This is a genomic window from Aurantiacibacter atlanticus, from assembly GCF_001077815.2.
Taxonomy (GTDB): Bacteria; Pseudomonadota; Alphaproteobacteria; order Sphingomonadales; family Sphingomonadaceae; genus Alteraurantiacibacter; species Alteraurantiacibacter atlanticus.
The window spans coordinates 2,292,891-2,318,219 of sequence record NZ_CP011310.1; the positions used below are offsets into that span (position 1 = coordinate 2,292,891).

The 25,329-nt window shown below is 58.2% G+C and carries 25 protein-coding genes; 17 read left to right on the top strand and 8 right to left on the bottom strand.

Annotated elements, in window-relative coordinates; translation table 11 throughout:
- Nucleotides 1-68: 68 nt before the first annotated feature.
- Complete coding sequence (locus tag CP97_RS11105; RefSeq protein ID WP_227819589.1) at nt 69-458, bottom strand: DUF1622 domain-containing protein; 390 nt, start codon at nt 456-458, stop codon at nt 69-71.
- Between the two features lie 85 nt (nt 459-543).
- On the opposite strand from CP97_RS11105, the gene CP97_RS11110 reads away from it, so the two are divergent.
- Together CP97_RS11110 and CP97_RS11115 are read left to right on the top strand one after the other, a co-directional pair.
- Nucleotides 544-948 carry a four-helix bundle copper-binding protein gene (locus CP97_RS11110; RefSeq protein WP_048885997.1) on the top strand — a complete coding sequence of 135 codons (405 nt, stop codon included), beginning with the start codon at nt 544-546 and terminating at the stop codon, nt 946-948.
- A gap of 124 nt (nt 949-1,072) precedes the next feature.
- Nucleotides 1,073-3,142 carry a spermine/spermidine synthase domain-containing protein gene (locus CP97_RS11115; protein WP_048885998.1) on the top strand — a complete coding sequence of 690 codons (2,070 nt, stop codon included), beginning with the start codon at nt 1,073-1,075 and terminating at the stop codon, nt 3,140-3,142.
- A gap of 76 nt (nt 3,143-3,218) precedes the next feature.
- On the opposite strand, the gene def is transcribed toward CP97_RS11115, so the two are convergent.
- Both def and recR read right to left on the bottom strand, forming a co-directional pair.
- The gene (gene def / locus CP97_RS11120; protein ID WP_048885999.1) at nt 3,219-3,785 is read right to left on the bottom strand and encodes a peptide deformylase; all 567 of its coding nucleotides are present in this window, start codon (nt 3,783-3,785) and stop codon (nt 3,219-3,221) included.
- Between the two features lie 32 nt (nt 3,786-3,817).
- The gene (gene recR / locus CP97_RS11125; RefSeq protein ID WP_048886000.1) at nt 3,818-4,435 is read right to left on the bottom strand and encodes a recombination mediator RecR; all 618 of its coding nucleotides are present in this window, start codon (nt 4,433-4,435) and stop codon (nt 3,818-3,820) included.
- 44 nt (nt 4,436-4,479) lie between these two features.
- Between recR and fmt the strand changes: the two genes are divergently transcribed.
- The 3 genes from fmt to CP97_RS11140 are packed head-to-tail and all read left to right on the top strand — an operon-like array spanning nt 4,480 to nt 7,255.
- Nucleotides 4,480-5,385: a methionyl-tRNA formyltransferase gene (fmt, locus tag CP97_RS11130; RefSeq protein ID WP_048886001.1), complete on the top strand. Its 906-nt coding sequence runs from the start codon at nt 4,480-4,482 to the stop codon at nt 5,383-5,385.
- Nucleotides 5,382-6,146, top strand: coding sequence for a tRNA pseudouridine(38-40) synthase TruA (truA, locus tag CP97_RS11135; protein ID WP_048886002.1), 765 nt, complete (start codon nt 5,382-5,384; stop codon nt 6,144-6,146). The genes fmt and truA overlap by 4 nt, the downstream gene beginning before the upstream one ends.
- The gene (locus CP97_RS11140) at nt 6,143-7,255 is read left to right on the top strand and encodes an alcohol dehydrogenase catalytic domain-containing protein (RefSeq protein ID WP_048886003.1); all 1,113 of its coding nucleotides are present in this window, start codon (nt 6,143-6,145) and stop codon (nt 7,253-7,255) included. Before truA ends, CP97_RS11140 begins: the two co-directional genes overlap by 4 nt.
- Before the next feature lie 8 nt (nt 7,256-7,263).
- Here the strand turns inward: CP97_RS11140 and CP97_RS11145 are convergent, their stop codons facing one another.
- The 3 genes from CP97_RS11145 to cobS all read right to left on the bottom strand — a co-directional run bounded on the left by CP97_RS11145 (nt 7,264) and on the right by cobS (nt 12,340).
- Entirely contained in the window at nt 7,264-9,435 is a 2,172-nt protein-coding gene (locus CP97_RS11145) for a transglycosylase domain-containing protein (RefSeq protein ID WP_082863914.1), read from the bottom strand.
- A gap of 181 nt (nt 9,436-9,616) precedes the next feature.
- Nucleotides 9,617-11,254 (bottom strand): M28 family peptidase, encoded by a 1,638-nt coding sequence (locus CP97_RS11150; RefSeq protein ID WP_048886004.1) that lies wholly within the window; start codon nt 11,252-11,254, stop codon nt 9,617-9,619.
- Between the two features lie 102 nt (nt 11,255-11,356).
- Entirely contained in the window at nt 11,357-12,340 is a 984-nt protein-coding gene (gene cobS / locus CP97_RS11155) for a cobaltochelatase subunit CobS (protein WP_174539164.1), read from the bottom strand.
- A gap of 184 nt (nt 12,341-12,524) precedes the next feature.
- Here cobS and CP97_RS11160 point away from each other — a divergent pair, with 184 nt between their 5' ends.
- Entirely contained in the window at nt 12,525-13,130 is a 606-nt protein-coding gene (locus CP97_RS11160; protein ID WP_048886005.1) for a glutathione S-transferase family protein, read from the top strand.
- Nucleotides 13,131-13,151: 21 nt separating this feature from the next.
- Nucleotides 13,152-14,033 (top strand): oxygenase MpaB family protein, encoded by an 882-nt coding sequence (locus tag CP97_RS11165; protein ID WP_227819590.1) that lies wholly within the window; start codon nt 13,152-13,154, stop codon nt 14,031-14,033.
- Here CP97_RS11165 and CP97_RS11170 read toward each other — a convergent pair.
- Nucleotides 14,030-14,620, bottom strand: a complete 591-nt coding sequence (locus CP97_RS11170) for a J domain-containing protein (RefSeq protein WP_048886007.1) — start codon at nt 14,618-14,620, stop codon at nt 14,030-14,032. The genes CP97_RS11165 and CP97_RS11170 overlap by 4 nt on opposite strands.
- A 55-nt stretch (nt 14,621-14,675) precedes the next feature.
- Here CP97_RS11170 and CP97_RS11175 point away from each other — a divergent pair, with 55 nt between their 5' ends.
- The 3 genes from CP97_RS11175 (at nt 14,676) to CP97_RS11185 (ending at nt 16,229) form a co-directional block, all read left to right on the top strand.
- Nucleotides 14,676-14,954, top strand: coding sequence for a BolA family protein (locus tag CP97_RS11175; protein WP_048886008.1), 279 nt, complete (start codon nt 14,676-14,678; stop codon nt 14,952-14,954).
- Nucleotides 14,951-15,658 carry a glutathione S-transferase gene (locus CP97_RS11180; protein WP_048886009.1) on the top strand — a complete coding sequence of 236 codons (708 nt, stop codon included), beginning with the start codon at nt 14,951-14,953 and terminating at the stop codon, nt 15,656-15,658. Before CP97_RS11175 ends, CP97_RS11180 begins: the two co-directional genes overlap by 4 nt.
- A gap of 79 nt (nt 15,659-15,737) precedes the next feature.
- On the top strand, nt 15,738-16,229 hold the full coding sequence (locus CP97_RS11185; protein WP_048886010.1) for an FKBP-type peptidyl-prolyl cis-trans isomerase: 492 nt from the start codon (nt 15,738-15,740) through the stop codon (nt 16,227-16,229).
- A gap of 54 nt (nt 16,230-16,283) precedes the next feature.
- Here CP97_RS11185 and CP97_RS11190 read toward each other — a convergent pair whose 3' ends face one another.
- Nucleotides 16,284-17,354 carry a DUF2332 domain-containing protein gene (locus CP97_RS11190; protein WP_048886011.1) on the bottom strand — a complete coding sequence of 357 codons (1,071 nt, stop codon included), beginning with the start codon at nt 17,352-17,354 and terminating at the stop codon, nt 16,284-16,286.
- Between the two features lie 58 nt (nt 17,355-17,412).
- Between CP97_RS11190 and hisG the strand changes: the two genes are divergently transcribed.
- The 7 genes from hisG (at nt 17,413) to CP97_RS11225 (ending at nt 25,311) form a co-directional block, all read left to right on the top strand.
- Nucleotides 17,413-18,108: an ATP phosphoribosyltransferase gene (gene hisG / locus CP97_RS11195; RefSeq protein WP_048886012.1), complete on the top strand. Its 696-nt coding sequence runs from the start codon at nt 17,413-17,415 to the stop codon at nt 18,106-18,108.
- Nucleotides 18,108-19,403 carry a histidinol dehydrogenase gene (gene hisD, locus CP97_RS11200; protein ID WP_048886013.1) on the top strand — a complete coding sequence of 432 codons (1,296 nt, stop codon included), beginning with the start codon at nt 18,108-18,110 and terminating at the stop codon, nt 19,401-19,403. The genes hisG and hisD overlap by 1 nt, the downstream gene beginning before the upstream one ends.
- Nucleotides 19,400-19,852: a transcription antitermination factor NusB gene (gene nusB, locus CP97_RS11205; RefSeq protein WP_048886014.1), complete on the top strand. Its 453-nt coding sequence runs from the start codon at nt 19,400-19,402 to the stop codon at nt 19,850-19,852. The genes hisD and nusB overlap by 4 nt, the downstream gene beginning before the upstream one ends.
- Nucleotides 19,853-19,894: 42 nt before the next feature.
- Nucleotides 19,895-20,776 carry a thiamine-phosphate kinase gene (gene thiL, locus CP97_RS11210; protein WP_048886015.1) on the top strand — a complete coding sequence of 294 codons (882 nt, stop codon included), beginning with the start codon at nt 19,895-19,897 and terminating at the stop codon, nt 20,774-20,776.
- A 133-nt stretch (nt 20,777-20,909) separates the two neighbouring features.
- Complete coding sequence (locus tag CP97_RS11215; protein WP_048886016.1) at nt 20,910-23,066, top strand: sodium-translocating pyrophosphatase; 2,157 nt, start codon at nt 20,910-20,912, stop codon at nt 23,064-23,066.
- 158 nt (nt 23,067-23,224) lie between these two features.
- A complete protein-coding gene (locus tag CP97_RS11220) occupies nt 23,225-24,430 on the top strand; it encodes a GNAT family N-acetyltransferase (RefSeq protein WP_227819591.1) in 1,206 nt (401 codons plus the stop codon).
- A complete protein-coding gene (locus tag CP97_RS11225) occupies nt 24,427-25,311 on the top strand; it encodes a cupin-like domain-containing protein (protein WP_418202069.1) in 885 nt (294 codons plus the stop codon). Before CP97_RS11220 ends, CP97_RS11225 begins: the two co-directional genes overlap by 4 nt.
- The last annotated feature ends 18 nt before the right edge of the window (nt 25,312-25,329 follow it).

Genomic DNA, 25,329 nt, shown 5'->3' on the forward strand with positions numbered 1-25,329 from the left:
CGAACTTATCGCGCTAGGTTACTGCGCGCAAGTTTGCCCATGCACAATTGCGCATCTGTCACCCGCAATCATTCCTCATTCTTCGCCGCTGCATGCTGCCAAGGCCATTTGCCATCAATCTCCACCTCGAGGCTGAAGCTGAGGAATGTTCGGATGAGCACGATCACGCCCAGCACCAGCACATTCTCCATTGTCGGCTCGACCGCGACAGTGCGGATGATATCCGCAGCCACCAGCAATTCCAGACCTGTCAAAATGGAGCGGCCCAAGGTCTTGCGGAACGCTGCAATGGAATCGCGATCACCTGCCACCGCCTGGGGCCGACTTATTCCGGCAATGTCGGCGCCGCATTTCAGCAGGGCAAAAACCGCGCCGATAACGATGACGCCAATTCCTGCCAGCTCGAACAGCTTGGCAACGATATCGGCGATTTCGAGCATGAGAGAATCTGAAAGCATGGTTTTTCAATCCGCCAATTACTGAACCGGTTCCTTGGAACTGCGGTGCTTTTTGTTCGCTGTTAAGACAATCAAGGAGAGAACCATGTCTATCAAGGAAATGATTTCAGAGCACCCGCAAGTGGGTGCAGATTATAACGAGCAACTGGCAGAGACAGTGAAACACGCAATGTATTGCGCCGCGATCTGCAATTCCTGCGTGGATGCCTGCAATGCGGAAAGCGGCGATATGTCGGAATGCATCCGCAAATGTTCGGATTGCTCCGACATTTGCCAGGCAGTCAGCACCGTTGCCGCGCGCCGCACGCATGGCAACACGGTCGTCATCAAATCTCTGCTGGAAGCCTGCATCATCGCTTGCAAAGTCTGCGCGGAAGAATGCGCCAAGCATGATAATGCGCATTGCCGCCGTTGCGAAAAGATGTGCCGTGAATGCATGGAGGATTGCGTGAAGGCGCTTGAAGGCATGGTAGAAAAAGCAAACGCCTAAACTGTGTGCCCGCCTGCCGTTAAGGCGGCAGCCGGACACAAAGCCTGTTTCGATAGGCTCGCCTTTAGCACGTTCTTAACCATATCCCCGATAAGGCCACAGCAGGATTATCAGGGGAATCTACGTGGATATTGCCGAGAACAATTCGGCGGCGCTTGCCGGACAGACAGATGGGGGCAGCCCAGACGCAGAAACGACGCAAAGTGAGAACAGCATTGCTGCGCGCCTTGTGCTTGCAGCCGGATTGATGCTGTTCGTGGAGCTGGCGCTGATCCGTTGGCTTGGCTCCAACGTCATCCACCTCTCCTACTTCTCGAATTTCGTGTTGCTGGGGTCATTTCTCGGCATCGGCGCCGGTTTTCTCATCAGCCGTAAGAGCTGGTCTATCTGGCCGTGGTCACTGCCATTACTCACCCTGCTTACAATCGGCGTAATCCGTTACCCGATGAGCATTCAGCGCGAAGGTGAGGATATTATCTACTTCACCGCGCTGGAAATGGCCGGCCCGCCTGCCTGGCTGGCATTGCCGCTGATTTTCTGTCTGGTCGCGATCATACTTGCCGGCCCCGCGGAACTGGTCGGCCGCTGCTTTGCCAAGCTGCCCGCGCTCAAAGCCTATCGCTGGGACCTGATTGGATCGCTGACAGGTATCGTCGCCTTTTCTGTCCTCAGTTTCATGCATGCTCCTTCTCTCATCTGGGGTCTGATTGCAGGCCTTGGATACATTGCGCTCGCGGATAAGAACCGTCGGCTGATCATGTTTGCCTGGGCACTGCCGCTCCTTGTTATCCTGTTCAATGAAAGCACAGATGAAAACATCAGCTGGTCGCCATATTACAAGATCCAGACGCTTGAGCGTGATCCTCCGATTGACGGCGTGTTGCAAATTCGCGCCAATGGTGTTCCGCACCAGGTGATGGCGCCAAGCAGCCTGCGCCGCGAGATGGGATATTCCATTTATTTCACACCGTATGAACGCCGTGCCGCAAGCGAATTGGGCGATGTGCTGATCATCGGAGCAGGCTCCGGTTCCGATCTTGCTGTGGCGCTGGAAAACGGTGCCCGCAGCGTGGACGCTGTCGATATCGATCCGCGCATCATGCAGATCGGTGTCGATGGAAATATTGATCGGCCTTATCAGGACCCGCGTGTCACACGTCATATCAATGATGGCCGCGCTTTCCTTGAAGGAACGGACAAGAAATATGACTTTATCCTTTTCGCCCTGCCTGACAGCCTGACGCTGGTGAATGGCGCTTCGCAGATCCGTCTCGAGAGCTTTCTCTTCACTGAAGAAGCGTTGGCATCCGTGCGTTCACGCCTGAATGACGGCGGCACATTTGCGATGTATAATTACTATCGCGAAGACTGGCTGATTGATCGACTGGCCAACACCGCCGCCACCGCATTTGGCCATGCGCCCTGTGTCGACAAATTTGATGATGCGCAGGCTGTCATCACCGTCGGCCTGACCCCTGCGGATCAACAATGCGCGGAAACCTGGGCGCCTGTCAGTGTAGAGGCCGATATGGCGCCTGCGGTAGACAATGCGCCGTTCATCTATTTCCGTGGGGACAATTTCCCGCCGCTTTACATCGTCACGCTGGGCCTGATCCTTGCGGCATCCTTGCTGACAGTGCGCACACTGGGCGGACCGTTGCGCGAAATGCGCCCTTATGCGGATCTGTTTTTCATGGGCGCAGCCTTCATGCTGCTCGAAACGAAGAACATCGCGACCTTTGCGCTATTGTTCGGCACCACCTGGTTCGTCAATGCGCTGGTTTTCGGCGGCGTGCTGATTATCGTGCTGGGCGCTGTGGAAGTGACGCGCAAGTTCAAAACTCCGCCGATTGGCTGGTGTTATGGCGCGATGCTCGCATCCCTGCTGGCAGCATATTTCGTGCCGGAAGAATGGCTGCTGGGCATGGCGTTTGCGCCGCGCCTGATTGCCGCCACCCTGCTTGCCTTTGTCCCGATCTTCATCGCCAATGTGGCCTTTGCTAAGCGTTTCCGTGAAAGTGGTGACACGCGCTCTGCATTTGCGGTGAACCTGCTGGGCACGATCCTTGGTGGCTGCCTTGAATATGCTGCGCTGTTCACCGGCTACAATAATCTGCTGCTGGTTGTCGGCGCGCTATATTTACTGGCCTTCGCGCTCATCCCCAAAGGCGGGGCGCAAGCTGCTGCCGCCTAGGATGCATGCATCAACAAAAGAAAAGGGCCGCTTCCGATGGGGCGGCCCTTCATCTTTGCGATAATGCGCAAACGTATCAGGCTGCCTGGCGGGCCTTTTGCAACTTTTTCAGCGCCATGCCGCGCTTAAGACGGCTGAGGTGGTCAATGAACAATATGCCGTTGAGATGATCCATCTCGTGCTGGATGCATATTGCCAGCATGCCGCTCATGTCTTCCTCATGCTGCTTGCCATTCAGATCCTGCCAACGCACACGGCAGCGCGATGGGCGTTCGATATCGGCGTAAACATCGGGAACTGACAGGCACCCTTCCTGATAGATGCCCTTGTCGGTCGAGGGATCGAGGATTTCAGGGTTCACGAAAACACGCGGATCTTTTTTCACCGGCTGGTGCGTATGTTTCGTGCCATCATGCTCACATTCTTCTGGCTCTGCGTCAGGATCTTCTTCCTGCAAATCGATTACGAGCAGACGAATAGGCTCCCCCACCTGAATGGCGGCGAGGCCGATGCCATAGGCATCATACATCGTTTCAAACATGTCATCGACAAGCGTCTTCAGCCCTTCATCGAACTTTTCGACGGGAGAAGACACGATTTTTAGCCGGGGATCCGGCGCTTCAAGAATTTCACGTATAGCCATAGGTGCTAATTTAGTGCGTTTTGGTGAAAGTTTCAATCACGGCCAAGCGGCCTTCTTGCGCGCAATGCCTGCGCCAGCGTGCCTTCGTCGAGGTAATCGAGTTCACCACCGACCGGCAGGCCGTGGGCGAGCTGAGTGATGCGAATTGGAAATTCCTCCAGCCGCTCTGCAATGTAATGGGCCGTGGTTTGCCCTTCCAGCGTCGCATTCATCGCCAATACAACCTCCTCGATCATGGTGCCATCATCATCGCCTTGCGACACGCGGCCCATCAGGCTGTCGATAGCGAGGTCTTCAGGCCGCACACCGTCGAGGGCGGAAAGCTTGCCGCCAAGCACGTGATAGCACCCGGTAAACAGCCGCGCCCGATCAAGCGCCCATAAATCCGCGACATCCTCTACCACGCAGATGCTCTTGCGGTCCCGGCGGGGATCGGCACAGATGCTGCATGGATCGCGCGTATCGACATTGCCGCAGGTTCCGCATTCAACGAGCTTGTCCTGAACCATCTGCAGCGCATCAATAATCTGTCTGAGCGCGGTTTCACGGTGTTTCACCAGCCACAGAACCGCCCTGCGTGCAGAACGCGGACCAAGGCCCGGTAGCCGCGCCAGCGCCTGGCTCAGATTTTCGATCTCTTGCGATGCCATAGTCCGCCAGATAGGGCCCCACGCAACGGATAGAAAGGTGCCATGTGCGCATAGTCTTTATGGGAACGCCCGATTTTGCAGTGCCAACGCTCGATGCGCTGGTGGCGGCAGATCACGATATTGCCTGCGTCTACAGTCAGCCGCCGCGCCGCTCCGGCCGTGGAAAACAGGAGCGGCCCTCCCCCGTCCATGCGCGGGCAGACTGGCTGGGTATCGCGGTGCGGCATCCCGTCAGCTTGAAAGACGCAGAGGCGCAAGCCGAATTTGCTGCGCTTGGAGCAGATGTGGCGGTGGTGGCTGCCTATGGACTGATTCTGCCGGCCGCCGTGCTGGAAACGCCGCCTCTGGGATGTCTCAATGTCCACGGATCGCTCCTGCCACGATGGCGCGGAGCGGCTCCGATACATCGCGCCGTAGAGGCAGGTGACAAGGAGACAGGCATCACGATCATGCGCATGGAGCAGGGTCTCGACACAGGTCCGATGCTGTTGAAATCCGCGATGCCGGTCGCACGCAAGACCACTGGCGAATTGCATGATGAACTGGCCGCGACAGGCGCACGCCTGATGGTGGAGGCGCTGGCGCGTCTGGACGAACTCCAGCCTGAAACGCAGGACGATACCCTCGCCACCTATGCGCCCAAGATAGACAAGGCAGAGGCTCGTCTGGACTTCACCAAGCCTGCAGAAATTCTCGAACGTGAAGTGCGTGCCTTTGCCCCCTTCCCCGGGAGTTGGTTTGAACTTGAAGGAGAGCGGATCAAGCTTCTTCTTGCAGAAACCATGGATGATGAAGGCGATGCCGGCAGCGTGCTGGACGGATCGCTTACCATCGCCTGTGGCACTGGCGCGCTACGCCCTGTCATCCTACAACGCGCCGGAAAGCCCGCCATGCCACTGGAAGATTTCCTTCGAGGCAGGAAGATTGCAGCCGGGACCAGGCTTGCATGAAGCGCTTTGCCCTCACCGTGGAGTTTGATGGCACGCCGTTTTTTGGCCTGCAACGACAGGCACACGGCCCCAGCATCCAGCAATCAATTGAAACAGCTGCAAAAAAAGTGACGGGAGAGAATGTCACGCTGCACAGCGCAGGACGGACGGACAGCGGCGTGCATGCATTTGCCATGCGCTGCCATCTCGATCTGGAAAAGGACATCGCGCCATTCCGCTTGATGGAAGCGCTCAATGCGCGTCTGCGTCCCGATCCAATTGCCATTATCGGTTGCGAGCACAAACCGAATGATTGGCATGCGCGTTTTTCCTGCATTGGCAGAAGCTATGAATACCGCATTCGCAATCGCCGCGCTCCGCTAACGCTGGAAAAAGGACGGGCCTGGCATATCGCAAAACCATTGGATCATGCGGCGATGCATGACGCCGCACAATCGCTTGTCGGGCGGCACGATTTCACCACTTTCCGGTCTGCCCATTGCCAAGCGAATGATCCCGTAAAGACGCTGGACCGACTCGATGTGTCGCGAGAGGTCGACGCGGTCATTATTCGCGCGGCGGCGCGCAGTTTCCTGCATCATCAGGTGCGCTCAATGGTAGGCACGCTGGCTCTTGTCGGACAAGGCCAGTGGCGTGTGGACAAGGTCGCCCACGCGCTTGAAGCGAGAAATCGCGCCGCATTGGGGCTGAATGCGCCGCCCGAAGGCCTATATTTCGTTGCCGCGCGTTACGAAGACGAGTCAGAGGAGAACATCATATGACGACCACAGGCCGGCAACTCACGTCCACGCTTTATCCAGATGGCAAGATGATACTCGCGCTGGAAGAGACCGAATTCGTCGATCCTACTGGGAACCAGGTGCTGATAAGAATGGAAGCGGCCCCGATCAATCCATCGGATCTTTTCCTGATGACAGGCGGCGCTGACCTTGAAGGCGCGGCATATTCAGCGGGACGGATAGAGCTGCAAGTTCACCCGCAGGCCGCCGCCTTGCAGGCCGCTCGCCACGGCGTGCCGCAAACCATTGGCAATGAAGGTGCCGGAACCGTCATATCGGCCGGTGACGGTGAAATGGCGCAGGCCCTGATGGGTCAGCGCGTCGCCTGCGTGCCCGGCAATGCCTTTGGCGAATATGCGCTGGCCGATGCGAAGATGTGCATTCCGCTTGGCGATCACACCGTTGAAGAGGGGGCGAGCTCCTTCATCAATCCGATGACGGCATTGGGATTTGTGGAAACGGCCAAACGCGAAGGCAACAATGCCATCATTCACGCCGCTGCCGCATCAAACCTTGGCCAGATGCTCTGTCGTATCTGCCGAGAGGATGGTTTGGAACTGGTCAATATCGTGCGCAAGCAGGAGCAGGCCGAATTGCTCAAATCACAAGGTGCAGTCCATGTGGTCAACAGTTCGGACAGCGATTTCGAGCAATCGTTGGCCGATGCAATTGATAAGACCGAAGCGTTTCTGGGTTTCGATCCGATCGGCGGCGGCACTATGACAGATAGCTGCCTTCGCGCCATGGAGCGCGTGGCTGCGGCGAAATTGCCTGAATTCAACCGCTATGGCTCTGACCAGCCGAAGAAAATGTATATTTATGGTAGGCTCGACAAGTCTCCCACCATCCTCACCCCAGCATTCGGTTTTCAATGGACGGTTTCAGGCTGGCTGCTGATGCCCTTCCTTGCCAGCTGCGACATGTCCACGTTGACTTCGATGCGCAAACGCGTGGTCAGTGGATTGAAAACGACATTCGCCAGCTCTTACAAAACCCGTGTCGGCCTTGACGAAATGCTGACCAAAGCTGCGTTTCTGGATTATGCGCAGATGAAGACGGGCGAGAAATATCTCGTCACTCCGCAGGCCTGAAACGGAAGTTACGGCGCGGGCTCCGGCTCGCGCCGTAATTCTTCCTCCAGCCTGCTTTGGGCGGCCTCCTCGTCCACTTCGAGGGAGAAATCACCGTCACGCATGCCGACTTCTACCGGCACGCCATCTATATCCGTGACCAATATCGCCTCTCCATCACGAATAATCAGATGGTGGCCATCGCCAAGGGGTATATCTTCCAGATCGGGCACATCCATCGGCTCCACGGGACCACTTGGATCGGGCGAAGGCATCGGCCCCGGCTGCGCCGCACTTGCGCCCAGCGCACCACGCATGAAATCGCGCCAGATGCGTGCGGGCAGTCCGCCGCCACTGATCCCGCTGAGCGGTGAATTATCGTCATTGCCGATCCATACGCCCACCACCAGATCACCCGCATAGCCAACGAACAGCGCATCGCGATTGTTTTGCGTAGTGCCGGTTTTCCCAAAATTCGGCACAGAGAGCATGGCCGCCTTTCCGGTTCCATGATTAATGGCGCTGCGCAGCAAGTCTTCCATATCGTCATGATCGCGCGAGTTGAGATTGCCCCTGCCGCTCATCAGCCAATCGAACCAGCCGGTTTCCTCTTGCGGGAAGGCGCGCGGCTCAACCGGGAAGCTATTGCCCGCAACACCGGCATAAGCGGCGGTAAGTTCAAGCAAATTCATTGTCGAAGTGCCCAGCGCAAGGCTGGGATCACCGGCAGGCAGCGCGGATGTTACACCCAATTCGCGTGCAGTTTCGATAACCGCTTCACTTCCCACTTCATTGAACAGGCGCACAGCGGCCACGTTGGAAGATTGGGCAAAGGCATCGCGCAGGCTGATCTGCGCTGAATACCGCCCGTTTGAATTGCCGGGGCGATAGCTGCCTTGCGAAAACTCGGTATTGGCGATCATATCGTCGGCGCTCCACCCGTTGCGCAAGGCGGCAAGGTAGACGAACAGCTTAAATGTGGAGCCAGGTTGCCGGCGCGCCTGGGTTGCGCGGTTGAACGGGCTTTGCGAATAATCCCGACCACCGATCATTGCGACCACTTCACCATTGGTGCGCATCGCCACCAAGGCCACTTGCGCATCGCCCAATGGTGCACGTTCGATCACGCGGCGGGCAATGTCCTGCAGGCCTGAATCGAGTGTAGTGGTAAGGGTTTCTCGGGAATAGGAAATATCGCTCATCTTGCGCGCTTCTGGCAGGGCCCAGTCTGCGAAATATGTGCCGGTTGGCAAATCATTGCGGGAGCGCACATCCAGTGCGGGCACCCCCATCGCATCTGCCCGGGCCTGCGTGATAAAGCCTGCAGCAACCAATGCGCCCTTGACCAGCCCATAACGTGCGGCCGCGAGATCGGGATTGCGGGTCGGGGCAAGGCGACTGGGCGCCTGCAAGAGGCCTGCCAGCATCGCGGCCTGTTCAGGCTTCAGATTTTCCGGCTGACGGTAGAAATAATGCAGGCTGGCTGCGCGGATGCCATATCTGTTGTCACCAAAATATGCATTGGAGAGATAGCGTTCGAGAATTTCGTCCTTGGTCAACCACGCTTCCAGCCACAGGGCAATCAGGGCCTCGCGCGCCTTGCGCGTCAGGGTCTGCTCGGGCGTCAGAAAGGTGAATTTGGCAAGCTGCTGGGTGATGGTGGAGCCACCGCCAACCCCAGTGAAGGCCGCGCGTGCGACCCCGCGCGGATCGACGCCCCAATGATCGTAAAACCGTCGGTCCTCGACTGCGAGGAAGGGTTGAATGACGTGTTCGGGCAAGTCGGCGACCAGAACCGGATCGTCCACCACGGCACCATTGCGCGCAATCGGCGTGCCGTCGGCGGCAAGCAGTGTGATCTGCGGCGGCGCAATGGGCTCAAGGCTTTTGGAAAGTGGTGCGGTAATCGCAAGATAGCCGACCAGAACGATAAGCAGCATGATCACCGCCGCAATGTAACGACTGATCCACCACAGCCATGAACGATCCCGAAGACGCTGCGGAATGAAGCTGCGCCAGCCGTTGCTGTAACGCGATGCTGCCGGATAATGCCCAGGATAGGGGCGCGTCGTCCTCTCCCAATCGCCATCATCAAGATCGTGCAATGGGGTCCACGGGGCGTTTTCCAGCGCGGCATCGCGCCGTGACCAATTGTCCGCTGCATCCTGCCGCTTGCGCCGCGCAAAGGGGTTCCACCACATCTCGTTCACCCTACTGTGTTAACAGTATAATACAGTATTGGCGAGAGGAAATCCGGCATCATATCTGATCTGTGGCTTTCCTAAGAGGAATCGGCCGCGCCGATGCGGGCCTTATAAAAGCCTGCACCTATCCTGGCTGTAGCGCACGATATTAATGCTGAGTGAGCGCCTGCCCCCGCGGCTATCTGTCGCCCGCAATTGGCCCGCCAAAAGTGCTGCCAAAGAAATCTCCGGGAAGCCATGCAGGGCGTTCGTCCATGTCGGCAACATTGCGCGCTACAAGATACGCAATGTCGGCAAAGCGGCCAAGCTGCTCATAATCGATGCCATCCGCCTCATCCGATGGCTGATGGTAATGCCTGTCGAGAAACGCAGTCTGCGCCACATCACCGCCATTGCCGAAACCCAGGTCAAGATAGGCCGCAGGAATGCCTTGCCGAACATAGGAATACTGGTCTGACCGGAAGAAAAATGCCTCATCCGGATTGGGGTCTGGCACCAACTTCACATTATATGCGCTTGCCGCTGATCCGACCGCGCGCCAAATGTTGGAACGATCCGCTCCGAAGGCAACGATATCGTTGAACGGCCAGGTCAGGATCGGCATGTCGACATTGACATTGACCGCCAATTCGCCATGCTCCAGCCCCGGATTGGCAGCGTGATAGGATGACCCCAGCAGTCCCTTCTCTTCCGCTCCCAACGCCACGAACATCACAGGTCGGCGCGGCGGATCGGCAACCAGCAGACGCGCCATTTCCAGCATCGTGGCCACGCCGGATGCATTATCCATCGCGCCGTTGAAGATCATGTCGCCATCAGGGCATGGATTGTTTGAAACCCCCACATGATCAAGATGTGCGGTGACGACCACATATTGTTCTGCAAGGCTGGGGTCCGTGCCTTGCTGGATGCCGATGACATTGCTGGTCTCCAGCACCGGTTCGAATGCGCTGGCATAGCTGACACGGGCAGACATGCCGGTATCGAAACTGGGCATTGGCATCATGCCGCCAAGCTGCGCAACCGTGATATCGTCCCAGCCGAATTGCTGACCTTCCATCAGGCTGCGCGACAATTCAGGCGATGCGATGAGCTGGAATTGCATATCGCCCGCCCTGTCGAACGGGACATCATCCGGTCCGATCCAGGTGAGACCGCCGATATCGCCCACATAACTGCGCCCGCTCAACCAAGGAGAGCGGCCGTCAAGCTCTGGCGTCCACAGCAAGATTGAACCGATAGCACCCTGCGCGGCAAAGCGATCTGCCCCTGCCTGCTGCAGGTGAATGGCAAGCAGCGGATCAATATCATCCGGCATGCTGAAGACCCACATCGCAATCTTCCCGTCCAAATCGACATCGGCAAAACTGTCATGCCCTAATTCGGCCATTTCGAGGCCGTAGCCGACGAACACAATCGGTGCTTCGACATCGCCGCGTCCATCAGGGCCACCTGCGCTTGCCAGCCCGCCACCGACGAAATCCTCGCCAAAACTGGCCTTTGTCGCGCGTCCGTGCGCATCAATGATTGCGAGGCGACTGTCGCTGGCCTGCGAATGGCGCACCAGCGGAAAATGCTGGAACCACGTCTGGTCGTCACCCCCCGGTTGCAAACCAATGTCGGCAAAACGGCCCGCGACATAATCCGCCGCCCTGTCATAGCCTGGGGTCCCGGCTTCCCGGCCCTCCATCGCATCATCGGCCAATATGCGGACATCTTGTTCAAGCGTGGCGCGATCGGCAATGCGATTCTCTGCGGCAAGCGGGCTTGCCAACAGGGAAATTGCCAATGCTGCGAAAGCGGTCAGTCTGATCATGAGAACGCGCCCATCCCGAAAAAAGCAATTACAACAGATAGCTGGACACCCGCGCCATGCACAAGCCCCGCCGCAGTCGCCCCTGTCGTTAAGCGCTTGGGATCAAGCCTTGGAGACAACGCTCTCCGGCAATTCCTTGCCGAATACCCGCTGGTAGAATTCCGCCACGAGCAAACGTTCCGCCTCATCACACTTATTGAGAAAGCTGAGACGGAAGGAGAAACCCGGATCCCCGAAAATCTCTGTGTTTTGCGCCCAAGTTATGACCGTTCGCGGGCTCATTACCGTGGAAATATCACCATTCATAAAGCTTTGCCGCGAAAGATCGGCAACGCGGATCATATCGGCCACCAGCTTGTCATCCAGCGTGGTCTTCGTGCCGACAATCTCCCGCTCGGTTTCGGCGGAGAGATAGTTCAGGCCGACCACGATATTCCAGCGGTCCATCTGGCCCTGGTTGATAGCCTGCGTGCCGTGGTAAAGCCCGCTTGTATCACCCAGCCCCACCGTATTGGCAGTGGCGAACAGCCGGAAATAGGGATTGGGCCGAATGACGCGGTTCTGGTCCAGCAATGTCAGCTTGCCTGCTTGTTCCAGTACGCGCTGAATGACGAACATCACATCCGGGCGACCAGCATCATATTCATCGAACACCAGCGCAACCGGGTGCTGCAAGGCCCATGGCAGCAGGCCTTCACGAAATTCAGTTACCTGGAGACCATCGCGCAGGACAATGGCGTCACGCCCGATCAGATCGATCCGGCTGATATGCGCATCGAGATTGATGCGGATGGTAGGCCAGTTGAGCCGCGCGGCCACCTGTTCGATGTGAGTCGATTTACCAGTGCCGTGATAACCTTGGATCATCACTCTGCGATTATGCGCAAACCCCGCAAGTATCGCCAGAGTCGTGTCCGGATCGAACACATAGCTTTCGTCAATATCAGGCACCCGCTCGTCTGCCTCTGAGAAGGCAGGCACCTTCATGTCGATATCTATGCCGAACGTGTCGCGCACGTCCATCTCAGTATCGGGAGCGGTCATCACGGTGGTGCCGGTTTCGGATTTGCTGGTCATCTCGTTCATCACCATGATGCCTAGACGCGGTGCTGGCGCGCTGCAACACAGATGTATGCTATATAGCTGGTCAGTGGCACCGCCAAGCATGCTGCGGTTTGGAATGTCATGGGGAAATCTGGTCTACCGAGAGATGAGGAGTCTGCGCGGGACAGCCGAAATCTGTTCGCGATGATGAAGGAGGGTAAAAGGGATGAGCCGCTACACCTTGTTTTTCAACCCGATGAGCCGGGCACTGATAGCCAAATGGGCCTTTGCCGAAGTGGGCGTATCGCCCGAACTCGCCATAGTCGAATGGGATGCCAAACCCGCCGCCTTGCTGGCCGCCAATCCGATGGGCAAACTGCCGACCATCATCCACCACGCGTCGGAAGGCGACAGGGTCGTGACTGAAGCTTCAGCAATATGTCACTACCTTGCTGAAATGGAAGCATCCGATCTCCTGCCGCATGAGGAAGAAAAGGCGGATTACTTCCGCTGGTTCTTCTTTGCGGCAGGGCCAATCGAAACCGCCATTTCCAACAAGGCGATGGGATGGGAGCCGAAGGATGCCAAACAGGAAGGCACCGTTGGCTTTGGCAGTTTTACACGCGTGATGGATACGCTCGACAATTGGTTCAAGGTGCATGATTTCGTCTGCGGCGATCGCTTCACCATGGCCGATGTCTATGTCGGCAGCCAGGTGGATTGGGGCCTCAACTTCGGCACGATGGAAGCGCGCGACAGCTTCAAATCCTATCAGCAGCGCATTCAGACGCGCGAAGCCTATCGCGATTCCATGGGCACTATCGAAGGCTGAACACTCGCATTGCGGCCTTGCTTGGTCCACATTGCAGACATGGCCAATTCCGATCTGCCTCGTTTCGATCCCGTCGAATATGCTCGCCTCAAGCTGATCGAAGGCGTGCGCGGGGTTTTCAACGATGTGCCCGGCGGAGAGGCACCGGTCCCGCCATCTGACATGGCCTTCTTTGCCAAGGATAGTCCCATCAGAATGGTCCATGCCGATGTGGTGAGCATGATGGTAGGCGGCATGGCAGCACTGTTATTGCAGATGCTTCACCCCCATGCCTTGCGCGGTGTCCTGGATTTTTCCGATTTTCGTGCCGATATGCATGGCCGATTGCGCCGCACTGCGCGCTTTATCGCGGTGACGACCTATGGCCATTCAGACGATGCTGAAGCGGCCATAGAAAGGGTCAACCGCATTCACACAAAGATAAACGGCACCCTGCCCGATGGCACACCGTATAGCGCCACCGATCCGCGCGTTCTGGCTTGGGTACATGTGACAGAAGCAATGATGTTTCTGGAAGCCTGGCTGGTCCATGTGCAACCTGACATGCCGATGCATGAACAGGACGAATATTTCCGCCAATTCGCTCTTATCGCGAAAAGGCTGGGCGCTGATCCCGTGCCTGAAACCAAGGCAGAGGCAATGAGTATTTTCCGTGAAATGCGCAGCGACTTACGTGCCAGCCCGGAGGCGCGCGAAGTTGCTGCGCTTATCATCAATGGTAGGGCAAAAGGGGCAGCTGGCGCGGTGCAGCCGTTCTTCGCCAATGCCGCCACCGCTCTCATCCCGCCCTTTGCCCGGACCATGCTGGATCTTGATCCACCGGGGCTTGGCGCCTTTCCCGCCAGGCTGGTCACAGGCGCACTTGGAGGCACATTGCGCTGGGCATTCAGGCAACGTGTCTAGGCGAAGGCATCAGACCCGCGCAGCAATTGATAAGCTTCCACCACCCGCTGGAGGCGCGATTCATGGCTGCGGTCCCCACCATTGCGATCAGGGTGATAGCGGCGCACAAGTTCCGAATATCGCTGGCGCAATTTGGTGCGATCCGTCTGCGGCCCCAGCCCCATTGCCCCCAGCGCTTCACGCTCTCGCGGGGTGAAGCGGCTGTAGCGTTCATGGTTCTGGCCCCTTGCCGCGCGTTTGATATCGCCTGCCCGCGCACCAATCGCATCAAGAGGGTCGGCAAAATCAGCCCAGCGCGGCTTGCCATCCATGCCGGCAGTAGGGCGGAAAGCAGGCGTTTCGGTCTGCCAGCCTGATGCCGGAGATTGCGCGGCATAGATTTCATCCGCGCTCATCCCGTCAAACCAGTCATAACCGGCGTTGAATTCACGCACGTGATCGAGACAGAACCAGCGCCATTGCCCAGGCCCATCGAAGGAACTGCCCTGTCGGCCTGGCGCACGAAATTCCCCGGCCTCGCTGCATCTGGGATGCTCGCACTCTCGCCCATCGCTTTCGTAGCGTCCGTGGAACCGTTGGTTTCGCATGAACAACCCTGAATGGGGATTGCACCGCACGAAGTGAAGCCCCAAGTCATGCGGTATGAGCGGACCAATACAAACAGAGATAGAGGAGTTGCTTCGGCAGGCTCTTTCCCCCACCCACCTCCAAGTCAATAATGACAGCGCGCAGCATGCAGGCCATTCTGGCGATGATGGCAGCGGTGAAAGTCATTTCTCCGTCGTGGTGGAAAGCGCGGCATTCGCGGGCAAAAACCGCTTGCAGAGGCAAAGGCTGGTGCTTGCCGCGCTGGGCGATATTCCGGGCAACCGCGTCCACGCATTTGCAATGAAATGCAACGCACCGGGAGAACGCGCATGAGCATAGATCTGTGGTATTGGCCTGAAATTCCCGGCCGCGGTGAATTTGTTCGCCTGTTCTGCGAAGCAGGCGAAATCGATTATGCCGATATGGCCCGCGAACAAAGCGGTGATGCGCTTGTGGAACATATGCACGCGCTGGAAGGCAGACGTCCCTACGCGCCGCCCTATATCGTGGATGGCGAGGTGGTGATCGGCCAGACCGCGCTCATCCTGCAATATCTGTCCGACAAGGAAGGACTCGGATCGGGCGAAATGGAAACCGATCTCCAGCTATTGCAGCTGCAAATGGATATCAGCGATCTGGTTGAGGAGGTGCATAGCGTGCACCACCCCGTTGCCAGCGAACTTTTCTATGCTGACCAGATGGATTCGGCGTTTGAGAAGGCCGGATATTTCCGCGCCCAGCGCATCCCCAAACATCTGATTCACTTCGACAATGCGATTGCGACAAGCGGCGGTCCGTTTTGCCTTGGCCAGCAATGGTCCCATGTCGACACCAGCCTGTTCCAGGTGATGGAGGGGCTTGATTATGCCTTCCCCAATTACATGAAGACAATGCAGGGCAGCTGGCCGCATCTCGAAGGGCTGCAAGGCGCAGTGCCGGAAATTGAAAGCCTCGCCGAATATCTCGCCAGCGAGCAGCGGCTGGATTTCAACGAGAATGGCATCTTCCGCCATTACGATGAACTGGACGAACAATAACGGGCAAGCGGCCCCTGCCCGATGGCCCGCGCACGACGGTTTGCTATGCGTAACCGGAGATCGTGGCTAGGAAGGTGCGATGAAAAAAGCTCTTACCATTTTTGCCGCTCTATCTTTTGCGATCCCCGCCGCCGCGCAGGATGGGCCTGAAGCAGGTGCTGCAGGCAGTCTTGCCTGGCACAATAATCAGCAATCCGCCCTCCACATTTTGAGCGCAGCTGATGGCTGGCACAGGCTGGAAGGCGGCGTCATGTTTCGCCGCATCGCTGGCGGAGGCACAGGCCCCGCGCCCACGGTGGCCGACGAAGTCACCCTTCATTACACTGGCAGTTTCACCGATGGCGAAGTGTTCGACAACTCAGTTTCGCGCGGCGAACCAGCGACCTTTCCGCTTTCTCGCCTTGTAGAGGGCTGGCAAATCGCGGTGCCCTATATGGGCGTTGGTGACACGGCGGAAATCGTAATCCCGGCTGAAAAGGCTTATGGGCTGGACGGTCGCGGACCAATTCCCGGCGGCGCGACATTGCTGTTCACCATCGAATTGCTCGGCGTCCCCAGCAAGGGTGTCTGACATGAGTGACGTCAGCCGTTAATGCGGCAATAGGCGCATTTCTTGAAAAATCGCCTAGTCCGCGCCTATCCATTCCACCCAGGCGCCATGCGGTTGGGCATTGCCAAGATGCACTTCCCTATCTCCTCCCGGCCAGTAACGAACGCGGCATTCATGCCTGAATGTTTCGCGATTGGTTTCCAGCGAAATCCAGGCGAGCGGCTTATCCGCCGTGGCCAGTGCGCCTGCTGCTTTCATGGCTTGCGTGATGACGTTGCGGGTTGCCTCGGGCAGATATTGCCACATTATCGTGTGAAACAATACGCGCGTCACGCCGTCTGGCTGGGGCTCAGCTAGTCTCTCTGTTACAAATTGCGCAGCATCCTGCCGCACCAGTTCTGGCGGTGCGCGTCCGGCCATTGCGATGGCAGCATCCATGCGGGCCATGCGGGCGGTCGCTTCGGGCCAGATATAAGCCTTGAGACGGAGCGCCGCAGCTTCGTCCATCAGGTCCACCGGCATGATGTCGCAGCCCTTCGCCTCGACGACTTCAGCACTATTTGCGGGCGGCGGATCGCCGCGCCACTCCGGCTCAATCAGGATGGATGACAGACCAGGCCCGACCTTTACGCCGCCAAGGTCGAAACGGAACCGGCCCATCATCGTATTGATGCCCGCACTCGCGCCGATTTCGTTGAGTTCGAACGCGGGTTGCACCTTGTCCGATAGCCACAACAGGGCTGCCATAATGCTGGCAGAACGCCCCGCTTCATTGGTTTGTGGCGGACTGTCGAACCACGGCAACAACACATGATCGAATGTGCGCGCTGTTTCGGTGGCCAGCGCATCCACCCTGCCCTGATCGGTTATCAGGCCCTGATATATTTCCCCCAGCCGCGGTTCGTCACCGGTCAGATAAAGCCAGTGGAAGCCGCCCGCAATGCGCAACGGCATGGCGTGTTCCAGCGTCAACCCCTGCCAATTGGCAATACGCCGACCGATCGCGGTATCGGTTTGCGCGACAGCCAGCAGCGCCCGCACCAGCCGCGCGGTATTTGGTGCGCCTGCCTTCTCGGCGTGATCAGCCTGCCAGATAATCGCTTCCGCCACGCTCCTTACTTTATTGATCGCGGGTTCCTCGCTCATTTGCACTCCATTAGCTGCGCATTGCCCTTTGCCCACATCACCTCTACATCGCGCGGCGATGACACAAGCTGCCCCATCCATTTCTTCAACAAACCAGCGCTTCGGACCGCTGATTTTTGCTGTGCCCAAAGGCCGCATCCTCGATGAGGCCGTGCCCTTGATGGAACGTGCAGGCATCGTGCCGGAAAGCGCCTTTCACGACAAGAAAGACCGTTCGCTCAGCTTTGCCGATACCAGCGGAGACATGCGTATCTTTCGTGTACGCGCTTTCGATGTTGCCACTTTCGTCGCCTTCGGTGCGGCACAGGCAGGCATCGTGGGTTCGGACGTGATCGAGGAATTCGATTATTCGGAGCTTTACGCCCCCGTTGATCTGGGTATCGGCGCCTGCCGCCTGTCGGTGGCGGAACCTGCAAAGCCGATTGAAACATCGTCCGGCAATGCCAGCCACCTGCGCGTTGCCACCAAATATCCCAATATAACCAGCCGCCATTTCGAACGGCAGGGCATCCAGGCGGAATGTATCAAGCTGAACGGCGCGATGGAACTTGCACCTTACAGCGGACTGGCCAGTCGCATTGTCGATCTGGTGTCGACCGGTCAGACTCTCAAATCCAACGGGCTGGTGGAAAAGGATACGATCATGCAGGTCAGCAGCCGCCTGATCGTCAACCGCGCCGCCTTGAAAACCGATCCACGCGTCGCCGCATTGGTAGATGCCTTCCGCGCTGCAACGATGAAGGATGCTGCCTGATGCAGCGCCTGCATATCGGTGATGAGGATTTCGAACGCAAATTCACCCGCATCGTGAACGATCGCCGGGAAAGCGATGAGACTGTGGCGCATGACGTGCGCGAAATACTGCGCAAGATGCGTCAGAGCGGTGATGATACCTTGCGCGACATGACCATGCGGCTGGACAAGCACGCGTTGTCTGATGATCCTGCCACATGGCGCATAGATGCAGACCAGTGCCGTGCTGCCCATGATGAGCTTGCGCCGGAAACGAAGGAGGCGTTGCAACTCGCCGCAGACCGGATACGCGACTACCACGAGGGCCAGCGACCGCAGGACCGCGATTATCGCGACGCGCAGAACGTAAGGTTGGGCGCCAAGTGGCTGCCCGTAGACGCGGCGGGGCTTTATGTTCCGGGCGGGCGCGCTGCCTATCCTTCATCCCTGCTGATGAATGCAATTCCAGCGCGGGTTGCCGGGGTAGAGCGACTGGTGGTGGCCACGCCCACGCCAAGGGGAGAAATCAACGATCTGGTGCTCGCCGCCGCGCATGTTTGCGGTATCGAGGAAATCTGGCGCATCGGCGGGGCGCAGGCGATTGGCGCGCTGGCCTATGGCACCGAAACGATCACACCGGTCGATGTCATCACCGGCCCCGGCAATGCCTGGGTGGCAGAAGCCAAGCGCCAGCTTTACGGCGTGGTCGGCATCGACATGGTGGCAGGGCCCAGTGAAATCCTCGTCATTTCGGACAATAAATCAAACCCCGATTGGCTTGCGGCAGACCTGCTCAGCCAGGCCGAACACGATCCCGCCAGCCAAAGCATATTGATTACCGACGATGCCCAATTTGGTGAAATGGTCGAAGATGCGCTCGGCGTGCTGCTGGCGCAGATCAAGACGCAGCGCACGGCGCATGAAAGCTGGGAAAACCACGGCGTAATCCTCGTGGTGGACGATCTTGCCACACAGGCCCCCGCCCTCGCTGATCGCCTTGCGGCAGAACATGTTGAACTGGCCGTTGACGATCCGGAAGCGATCTTTGCAAAAATCCGCCACGCGGGCAGCGTTTTTCTTGGCCGTCATACTCCGGAAGCCGTCGGCGATTATGTCGCCGGACCCAATCATGTCCTGCCCACTGGGCGCAGGGCGCGGTTTGCCAGCGGCCTTTCGGTGCTGGATTTCATGAAACGCACCAGCTTTATCGAGCTAGATGAAGCCGCCCTGCGCACCATCGGGCCAGCCGCCGCCGCCCTTGCAGAAATTGAAGGGCTTCCCGCCCATGCCGCCAGCGTGAAAGTGCGCCTCAAATGAACAAGCCCGCCCGATCCCGCCACCGTTCCGCCGCGCGCCTTGCCGCCGTGCAGGCGCTGTATCAGCGCCATATGGAAAAGACCGCCACCGCCCGACTGCTTGATGAATTCCACCAGCATCGGCTGGGCAAGGAAATCGAAGACGATCAATATGAAGAGGCCGAGGTCGATTTCTTTGACGACGTCGTGTCCGGCACGATTGCGCGGCAGGATGAAATTGATGCCGCGTTGCAAGGCAAACTGGCGCAGGGCTGGACGATCGCCCGCCTCGACAAGACGATGCTGCAAATCCTGCGCTGCGGCGCCTATGAATTGCTCGCCCGGGCCGATGTGCCCAAGGCCACCGCCATCAGCGAATATGTCGATGTCGCCCACGCCTTTTTTGATGAACGTGAAGCAAAGTTCGTGAACGGCATATTGGATGCAATCGGCAAGGATGCGCGCGATTAGGGTCTGATCTGGCAGGTTAATGATGTCGAGGGGGTTGATGCCTTGAATGAAACGGAATTTATCGCAGCTCTCCGTCATCTGCCCCTGCATGAGGGAGCCCGTGGACTGGCAGATGATGTCGCCGTCCTGTCATTGGGTGATCATACTCTCGTCATAACGCATGACATGCTGGTGGAAGGCCGCCACTTCCTGAAAGGGCAGGACATGGCCGATGTCGCATGGAAGTTGGTCGCCACCAATCTTTCCGATCTTGCCGCAAAGGGAGCAGAGCCGTTGGGCGTAGTGCTCGGCTACATGCTGAGCGCTGGCGATGATGCCTTTGTCGAAGGGCTGGACGATGTACTGTCGCATTACGGTGTGCCGCTGCTGGGCGGAGACACGGTGGCAGGCGCGCCCGATGGCAAGGGTGGGCAGGCAATGGGGCTGACAGCGATCGGTAAGGCAGCGCATACGCCAGTCCCCGCGCGCGCTGGTGCGCGGATCGGTGATGCGATTTTTGTGACCGGCGTCCTTGGCAAGGCCATGCTGGGTTTCGAGGCCCTGCGTGATGGCACCGGAGCCGATGCGACAGCCTATTCCCGCCCGATGGCGCGCCTGGCGGAAGGTTTCGACCTCGCCCCGCTCGCCACTGCCATGATGGATATATCGGACGGCCTGCTGCTCGACGCATTTCGCATGGCCGAAGCGAGCGAAGCTTCCTTTGCGATACAGGGTGCTGATGTGCCCGTGGCCGATGAGGCACGGCGCGATGATTGCCTTCGCTGGGGCGATGATTACGAATTGCTGTTTACCTTGCCGGAAGGCACTTTTCCTCCCGTTCAGGCCACGCGAATAGGCGCGGTGGAGGCCAGGGGTTTTGCCCCGCTGTTCCTGGATGGTGAACCAATCATCAATTCCGATGGATTGGGATATATGCACAAATAGGGGGGTATCCGCCTCTCTCTGTAAGAAACTGGCGCTTTGCGCTTGTGGAATTGGAACGACTTCCCTAGCCCTGATACATATGCGGACCCGGCAAACCGGGCCGTTTTCATTTTGGAGAGGGGACGAAAAGGTCATGGACCTCGTACTTATCGCAGTTGTGCTGGGACTTCTCGCCGTCGTTTACGGCTTTATAACCAGCCGCCAGGTTCTCGGTGCCGATCCCGGCAACGAAAAAATGCAGGAAATCGCCGGGGCTATTCAGGAAGGCGCGCAAGCCTATCTGAAACGCCAGTATACAACCATCGCGATTGTCGGTGTTGTCGTCGCGGTGCTGGTCGGGATTTTCCTCGGCATTATTCCTGTCATCGGCTTCATCATCGGCGCCATCCTTTCAGGTGTGGCGGGCTTTATCGGGATGAATATCTCGGTGCGGTCCAATCTGCGCACGGCAGCAGCCGCGATGACGGGCCTGCAACAGGGTCTTACCCTGGCTTTTCGCGCAGGTGCCATAACCGGCATGTTGGTGGCAGGCCTTGCCCTGCTCGCGATTGCGGTGTTCTTCTGGTATCTGACCGGCCCCGCCGGCCATGCGGCCAACAGCCGTGAAGTAATTGACGGCCTTGTCGGTCTCGCCTTCGGTGCCTCGCTCATCTCCATCTTCGCACGTCTTGGCGGCGGTATCTTCACCAAGGCCGCAGACGTCGGCGCCGATCTCGTCGGCAAGGTAGAAGCGGGCATCCCCGAGGATGATCCTCGCAACCCTGCCGTTATTGCCGATAACGTTGGCGACAATGTCGGTGACTGTGCCGGCATGGCTGCCGATTTGTTCGAAACCTATGTTGTCACCGTTGGTGCAACCATGGTCCTGACCGCGCTGTTGATGAAGGGCCTCGGCGATATGCTTATGCCGATGATGGCATTGCCGCTGCTGATCGGCGGCGCGTGCATCGTCACAAGCATTATCGGCACCTATTTCGTGCGCCTTGGCGGCGGCACGAATGTGATGGGCGCAATGTACAAGGGCTTCCTTGTCACGGCCGTTCTGTCCGTCCCGTTGATCTGGTTCGTCATCCATTATGCGCTGGGCGACATGAATACCCCGTTCGGCGATGCCAATCTTGGCGCAGTCGATCCGGGCGCTCCGCTGTCGGAAGAAGGCACATCGTCCATCGCCGTGTTTACCGGCATGGACCTGTTCTGGTCTTCGGTAATCGGTCTGGTGCTCACCGGCGTGATTATCTGGATCACGGAGTATTACACGGGCACCGGCTTCCGTCCGGTCCGCTCTATCGCCAAGTCGTCTGAAACAGGCCACGGCACCAATGTGATCCAGGGTCTGGCCATCAGTCTTGAATCGACTGCGCTGCCGACGCTGGCCATCGTGGCCGGTATCATCGGCGCATATCAGCTCGCCGGGCTCATGGGCATTGCCTATGCGGCGACGTCGATGCTGGCACTTGCAGGCATGGTCGTGGCGCTGGACGCTTACGGTCCTGTCACCGACAATGCCGGCGGCATTGCCGAAATGGCTGGTCTGGATGAAAGCGTGCGTGAAAAGACAGACGCGCTGGACGCGGTAGGCAACACTACCAAGGCTGTGACCAAGGGCTATGCCATCGGTTCTGCCGGTCTTGCCGCACTCGTCCTGTTCGCCGCCTACACCACCGATCTGGCCGAATTCTTCCCGAATGCGGATGTCGATTTCAGCCTTGAGAACCCGTATGTGATCGTCGGTCTGCTGCTCGGCGCGCTTTTGCCTTATCTCTTCGGAGCGATGGGCATGACCGCTGTTGGCCGCGCTGCGGGCGATGTGGTCAAGGACGTGCGCGAGCAGTTCAAGGAAAAGCCGGGCATCATGGATTACTCCGAGAAGCCTGACTACGCTCGCACGGTGGACCTCGTGACCAAGGCGGCGATCAAGGAAATGATCATTCCGTCGCTGCTGCCGGTGCTCGCACCGATTGTGGTCTATTTCGTCATCACCGCCATTGCAGGCCAGGAAAACGGCTTTGCCGCACTAGGTGCCTTGTTGCTCGGCGTGATTGTCGGCGGCCTGTTCGTGGCGCTTTCCATGACCGCAGGTGGCGGCGCATGGGACAATGCCAAGAAATATATCGAAGACGGCAATCACGGTGGCAAGGGCTCTGAAGCGCATAAGGCTGCGGTGACGGGCGATACGGTTGGCGATCCTTACAAGGACACTGCCGGTCCTGCCGTGAACCCCATGATCAAGATTACGAATATCGTCGCGCTGCTTTTGCTGGCAGCGTTGGCTGCAAACGCTGCCTGACGGCGAAACCGCCGAATTTTCGGCACCTGAAACCCTGTCCGGAGCAATCCGGGCAGGGTTTTCTTTACCCTAACGCTTAGCCATTCCTTGGCGGGGAATGGCGCAGAGACTGTGCAGCGGGTGAATGCATCCCGCCTTCAACGAGTAAGCACAGGCCATTGGGCAAACATTTTCATCTTGAAACGCGCGGGTTCCCCCTGGCAGGGGATGGCTGCGTTCATGGTGCGCTGCGCGGAACACAGGCGGTTTTTTCGGCATGTGACTGGCGTGACATGTCCTCAGTGGATCGCATTTCCGAATGGGATGCTCTCGCCCAGATCGTTGCCGAGCCCAATCCATTCTTCGAAAGCTGGTTCATGCTTCCTGCGCTCGATGCGCTCGATCCGCAGGGCAGCGTGACCATACTCAAGCTGGAAGTGGACGGCAGGCTTTTCGGGCTGATGCCTGTCAAAAGGGAAAACCGCTATTACGGCTATCCCGTGCCACATCTGCGCAATTGGGTGCACGATAATTGCTTCCTCGGCACTCCGCTGGTTGCGCGGGGGTTTGAACGCATGTTCTGGCAACATCTGTTCAGCTGGGCTGATCGCCGCCCGCGAATGGCTGCTTTCCTGCACCTCACACAAATGCCCACCACCGGGCCGGTGCATGATGCGCTGCAAACCTATCTCACGCCGAAGGACAATGCGCGCCCGGCCGCAACCGTCATGCTTGAAACGCGCGCAATGTTATCCAGCACGGACACTTCCGAACAATATTTCGATCAGGCGCTGTCGACCAAGAAGCGCAAGGAACTTCGCCGCCAGCAACGCCGCCTTGCCGAAATGGGCACGCTTGAGGTGGAGAAGCTGGACAATGCTGACGCAATTGCAGACTGGTCGCAGAATTTCCTCGCGCTGGAGCGGCGCGGTTGGAAAGGCAAATCCGGTTCTGCCCTCGCCTGCGATATTGCTACGCAAAGTCTGTTTTGTGGTGCTTTGGAAGGTGCTGCGCAGCGTGGGCGGCTGCAACGCTTTGCCATGACACTGGATGGCCAGCCCATTGCGATGCTCGCCAATTTCCTCACCGCGCCGGGCGCCTTTTCGTTCAAGACCGCATTTGACGAGGATTTTGCCCGTTTTTCACCTGGTGTGCTTCTTCAGCGGGAAAACCTTGCCATGCTGGATCGCGACGACATTATCTGGACCGATAGCTGCGCAGCGCAGGATCATCCGATGATCGACCATTTCTGGCGCGAGCGGCGCACCATCGCCCGCCATTCCATCGGCATCGGGGGCCCGGTCCGCCGTGCCATCTTTGCCGCCCTCGCCCGCCATGAAACGCGGGGGCGTGGCAAGCCACTTAACATGACGGTATCAGCATGACAGACATGACCCGCTCCATCCGCACTCGGTCGACGAGCGCCCGACGCACCTTCCCAGCCACTTCGCGTGACAGCTTCAAGCTCTCCTATCCCGAAGGTGCCCACAAGCTGGAACATCGGCTGATGTCCCATCCACTGCTCGATCTCGATGCGCTGGCGATGCTTGGTGAAGTCCTGCCAGCCGATAAGGTCGAATATAACCGTGGTGATGTGCCAATCGGCGTCGATGGCAAACCCGAAGGCAATGGCCTCACGATCGGGGAAACCATACACTCTATTGCAACATCAAACAGTTGGGCCGTGCTGAAGAATATCGAGAAAATAGCGCCCTATGCCGCGCTATTGAAAGATCTTCTGGAAGAAATCCGCCCGGTCGTGGAGCCGCGCACGGGCAAGATGATGGACATGCAAGGATTTGTCTTCATTTCCAGCCCCCATGCCGTGACACCCTATCACTTTGATCCTGAACACAATATCCTGATGCAATTGCGCGGCAGGAAGACGATGACGGTCTATCCGGCAGGTGATTCGTGCTTCGCGCCTGATCAGAGCCATGAGGCCTATCATACAGGCGGCGCACGCGAATTGCGTTGGGATGACGCATTTTCCAGCAATGGCCACAGGTTCAACCTTTATCGTGGGGATGCCATTTACGTGCCCGTGATGGCGCCCCATCATGTCCGCAATGGCAAGGAAGTTTCAATCTCACTGTCGGTAACCTGGCGCAGCGAATGGAGCTTTGCAGAGGCCGATGCGCGTGCGCTCAACAATATGTTGCGCCGGTGGGGCCTGAAACCCAGGGCCCCGGGCCGCTGGCCAGCACGCAATCGCATAAAAGCCACAGCTATGCGGATTGCGCGCAAGATTCCCGGGCTCGCTTGACGCACGGGCTGGCTGCGA

Coding starts and splice junctions, on each gene's coding strand:
- CP97_RS11170 (WP_048886007.1), bottom strand. CDS start 14,620: ATGCGAAACCAACGGTTCCACGGACGCTACGAAAGCGATGGGCGAGAG.
- def (WP_048885999.1), bottom strand. CDS start 3,785: ATGGCTATACGTGAAATTCTTGAAGCGCCGGATCCCCGGCTAAAAATC.
- truA (WP_048886002.1), top strand. CDS start 5,382: ATGAAGCGCTTTGCCCTCACCGTGGAGTTTGATGGCACGCCGTTTTTT.
- recR (WP_048886000.1), bottom strand. CDS start 4,435: ATGGCATCGCAAGAGATCGAAAATCTGAGCCAGGCGCTGGCGCGGCTA.
- hisD (WP_048886013.1), top strand. CDS start 18,108: ATGCAGCGCCTGCATATCGGTGATGAGGATTTCGAACGCAAATTCACC.
- CP97_RS11225 (WP_418202069.1), top strand. CDS start 24,427: ATGACAGACATGACCCGCTCCATCCGCACTCGGTCGACGAGCGCCCGA.
- CP97_RS11180 (WP_048886009.1), top strand. CDS start 14,951: ATGAGCATAGATCTGTGGTATTGGCCTGAAATTCCCGGCCGCGGTGAA.
- CP97_RS11175 (WP_048886008.1), top strand. CDS start 14,676: ATGAGCGGACCAATACAAACAGAGATAGAGGAGTTGCTTCGGCAGGCT.
- CP97_RS11190 (WP_048886011.1), bottom strand. CDS start 17,354: ATGAGCGAGGAACCCGCGATCAATAAAGTAAGGAGCGTGGCGGAAGCG.
- hisG (WP_048886012.1), top strand. CDS start 17,413: ATGACACAAGCTGCCCCATCCATTTCTTCAACAAACCAGCGCTTCGGA.
- CP97_RS11140 (WP_048886003.1), top strand. CDS start 6,143: ATGACGACCACAGGCCGGCAACTCACGTCCACGCTTTATCCAGATGGC.
- CP97_RS11185 (WP_048886010.1), top strand. CDS start 15,738: ATGAAAAAAGCTCTTACCATTTTTGCCGCTCTATCTTTTGCGATCCCC.
- cobS (WP_174539164.1), bottom strand. CDS start 12,340: ATGAACGAGATGACCAGCAAATCCGAAACCGGCACCACCGTGATGACC.
- CP97_RS11145 (WP_082863914.1), bottom strand. CDS start 9,435: ATGTGGTGGAACCCCTTTGCGCGGCGCAAGCGGCAGGATGCAGCGGAC.
- CP97_RS11150 (WP_048886004.1), bottom strand. CDS start 11,254: ATGATCAGACTGACCGCTTTCGCAGCATTGGCAATTTCCCTGTTGGCA.
- CP97_RS11160 (WP_048886005.1), top strand. CDS start 12,525: ATGAGCCGCTACACCTTGTTTTTCAACCCGATGAGCCGGGCACTGATA.
- CP97_RS11215 (WP_048886016.1), top strand. CDS start 20,910: ATGGACCTCGTACTTATCGCAGTTGTGCTGGGACTTCTCGCCGTCGTT.
- CP97_RS11105 (WP_227819589.1), bottom strand. CDS start 458: ATGCTTTCAGATTCTCTCATGCTCGAAATCGCCGATATCGTTGCCAAG.
- CP97_RS11110 (WP_048885997.1), top strand. CDS start 544: ATGTCTATCAAGGAAATGATTTCAGAGCACCCGCAAGTGGGTGCAGAT.
- nusB (WP_048886014.1), top strand. CDS start 19,400: ATGAACAAGCCCGCCCGATCCCGCCACCGTTCCGCCGCGCGCCTTGCC.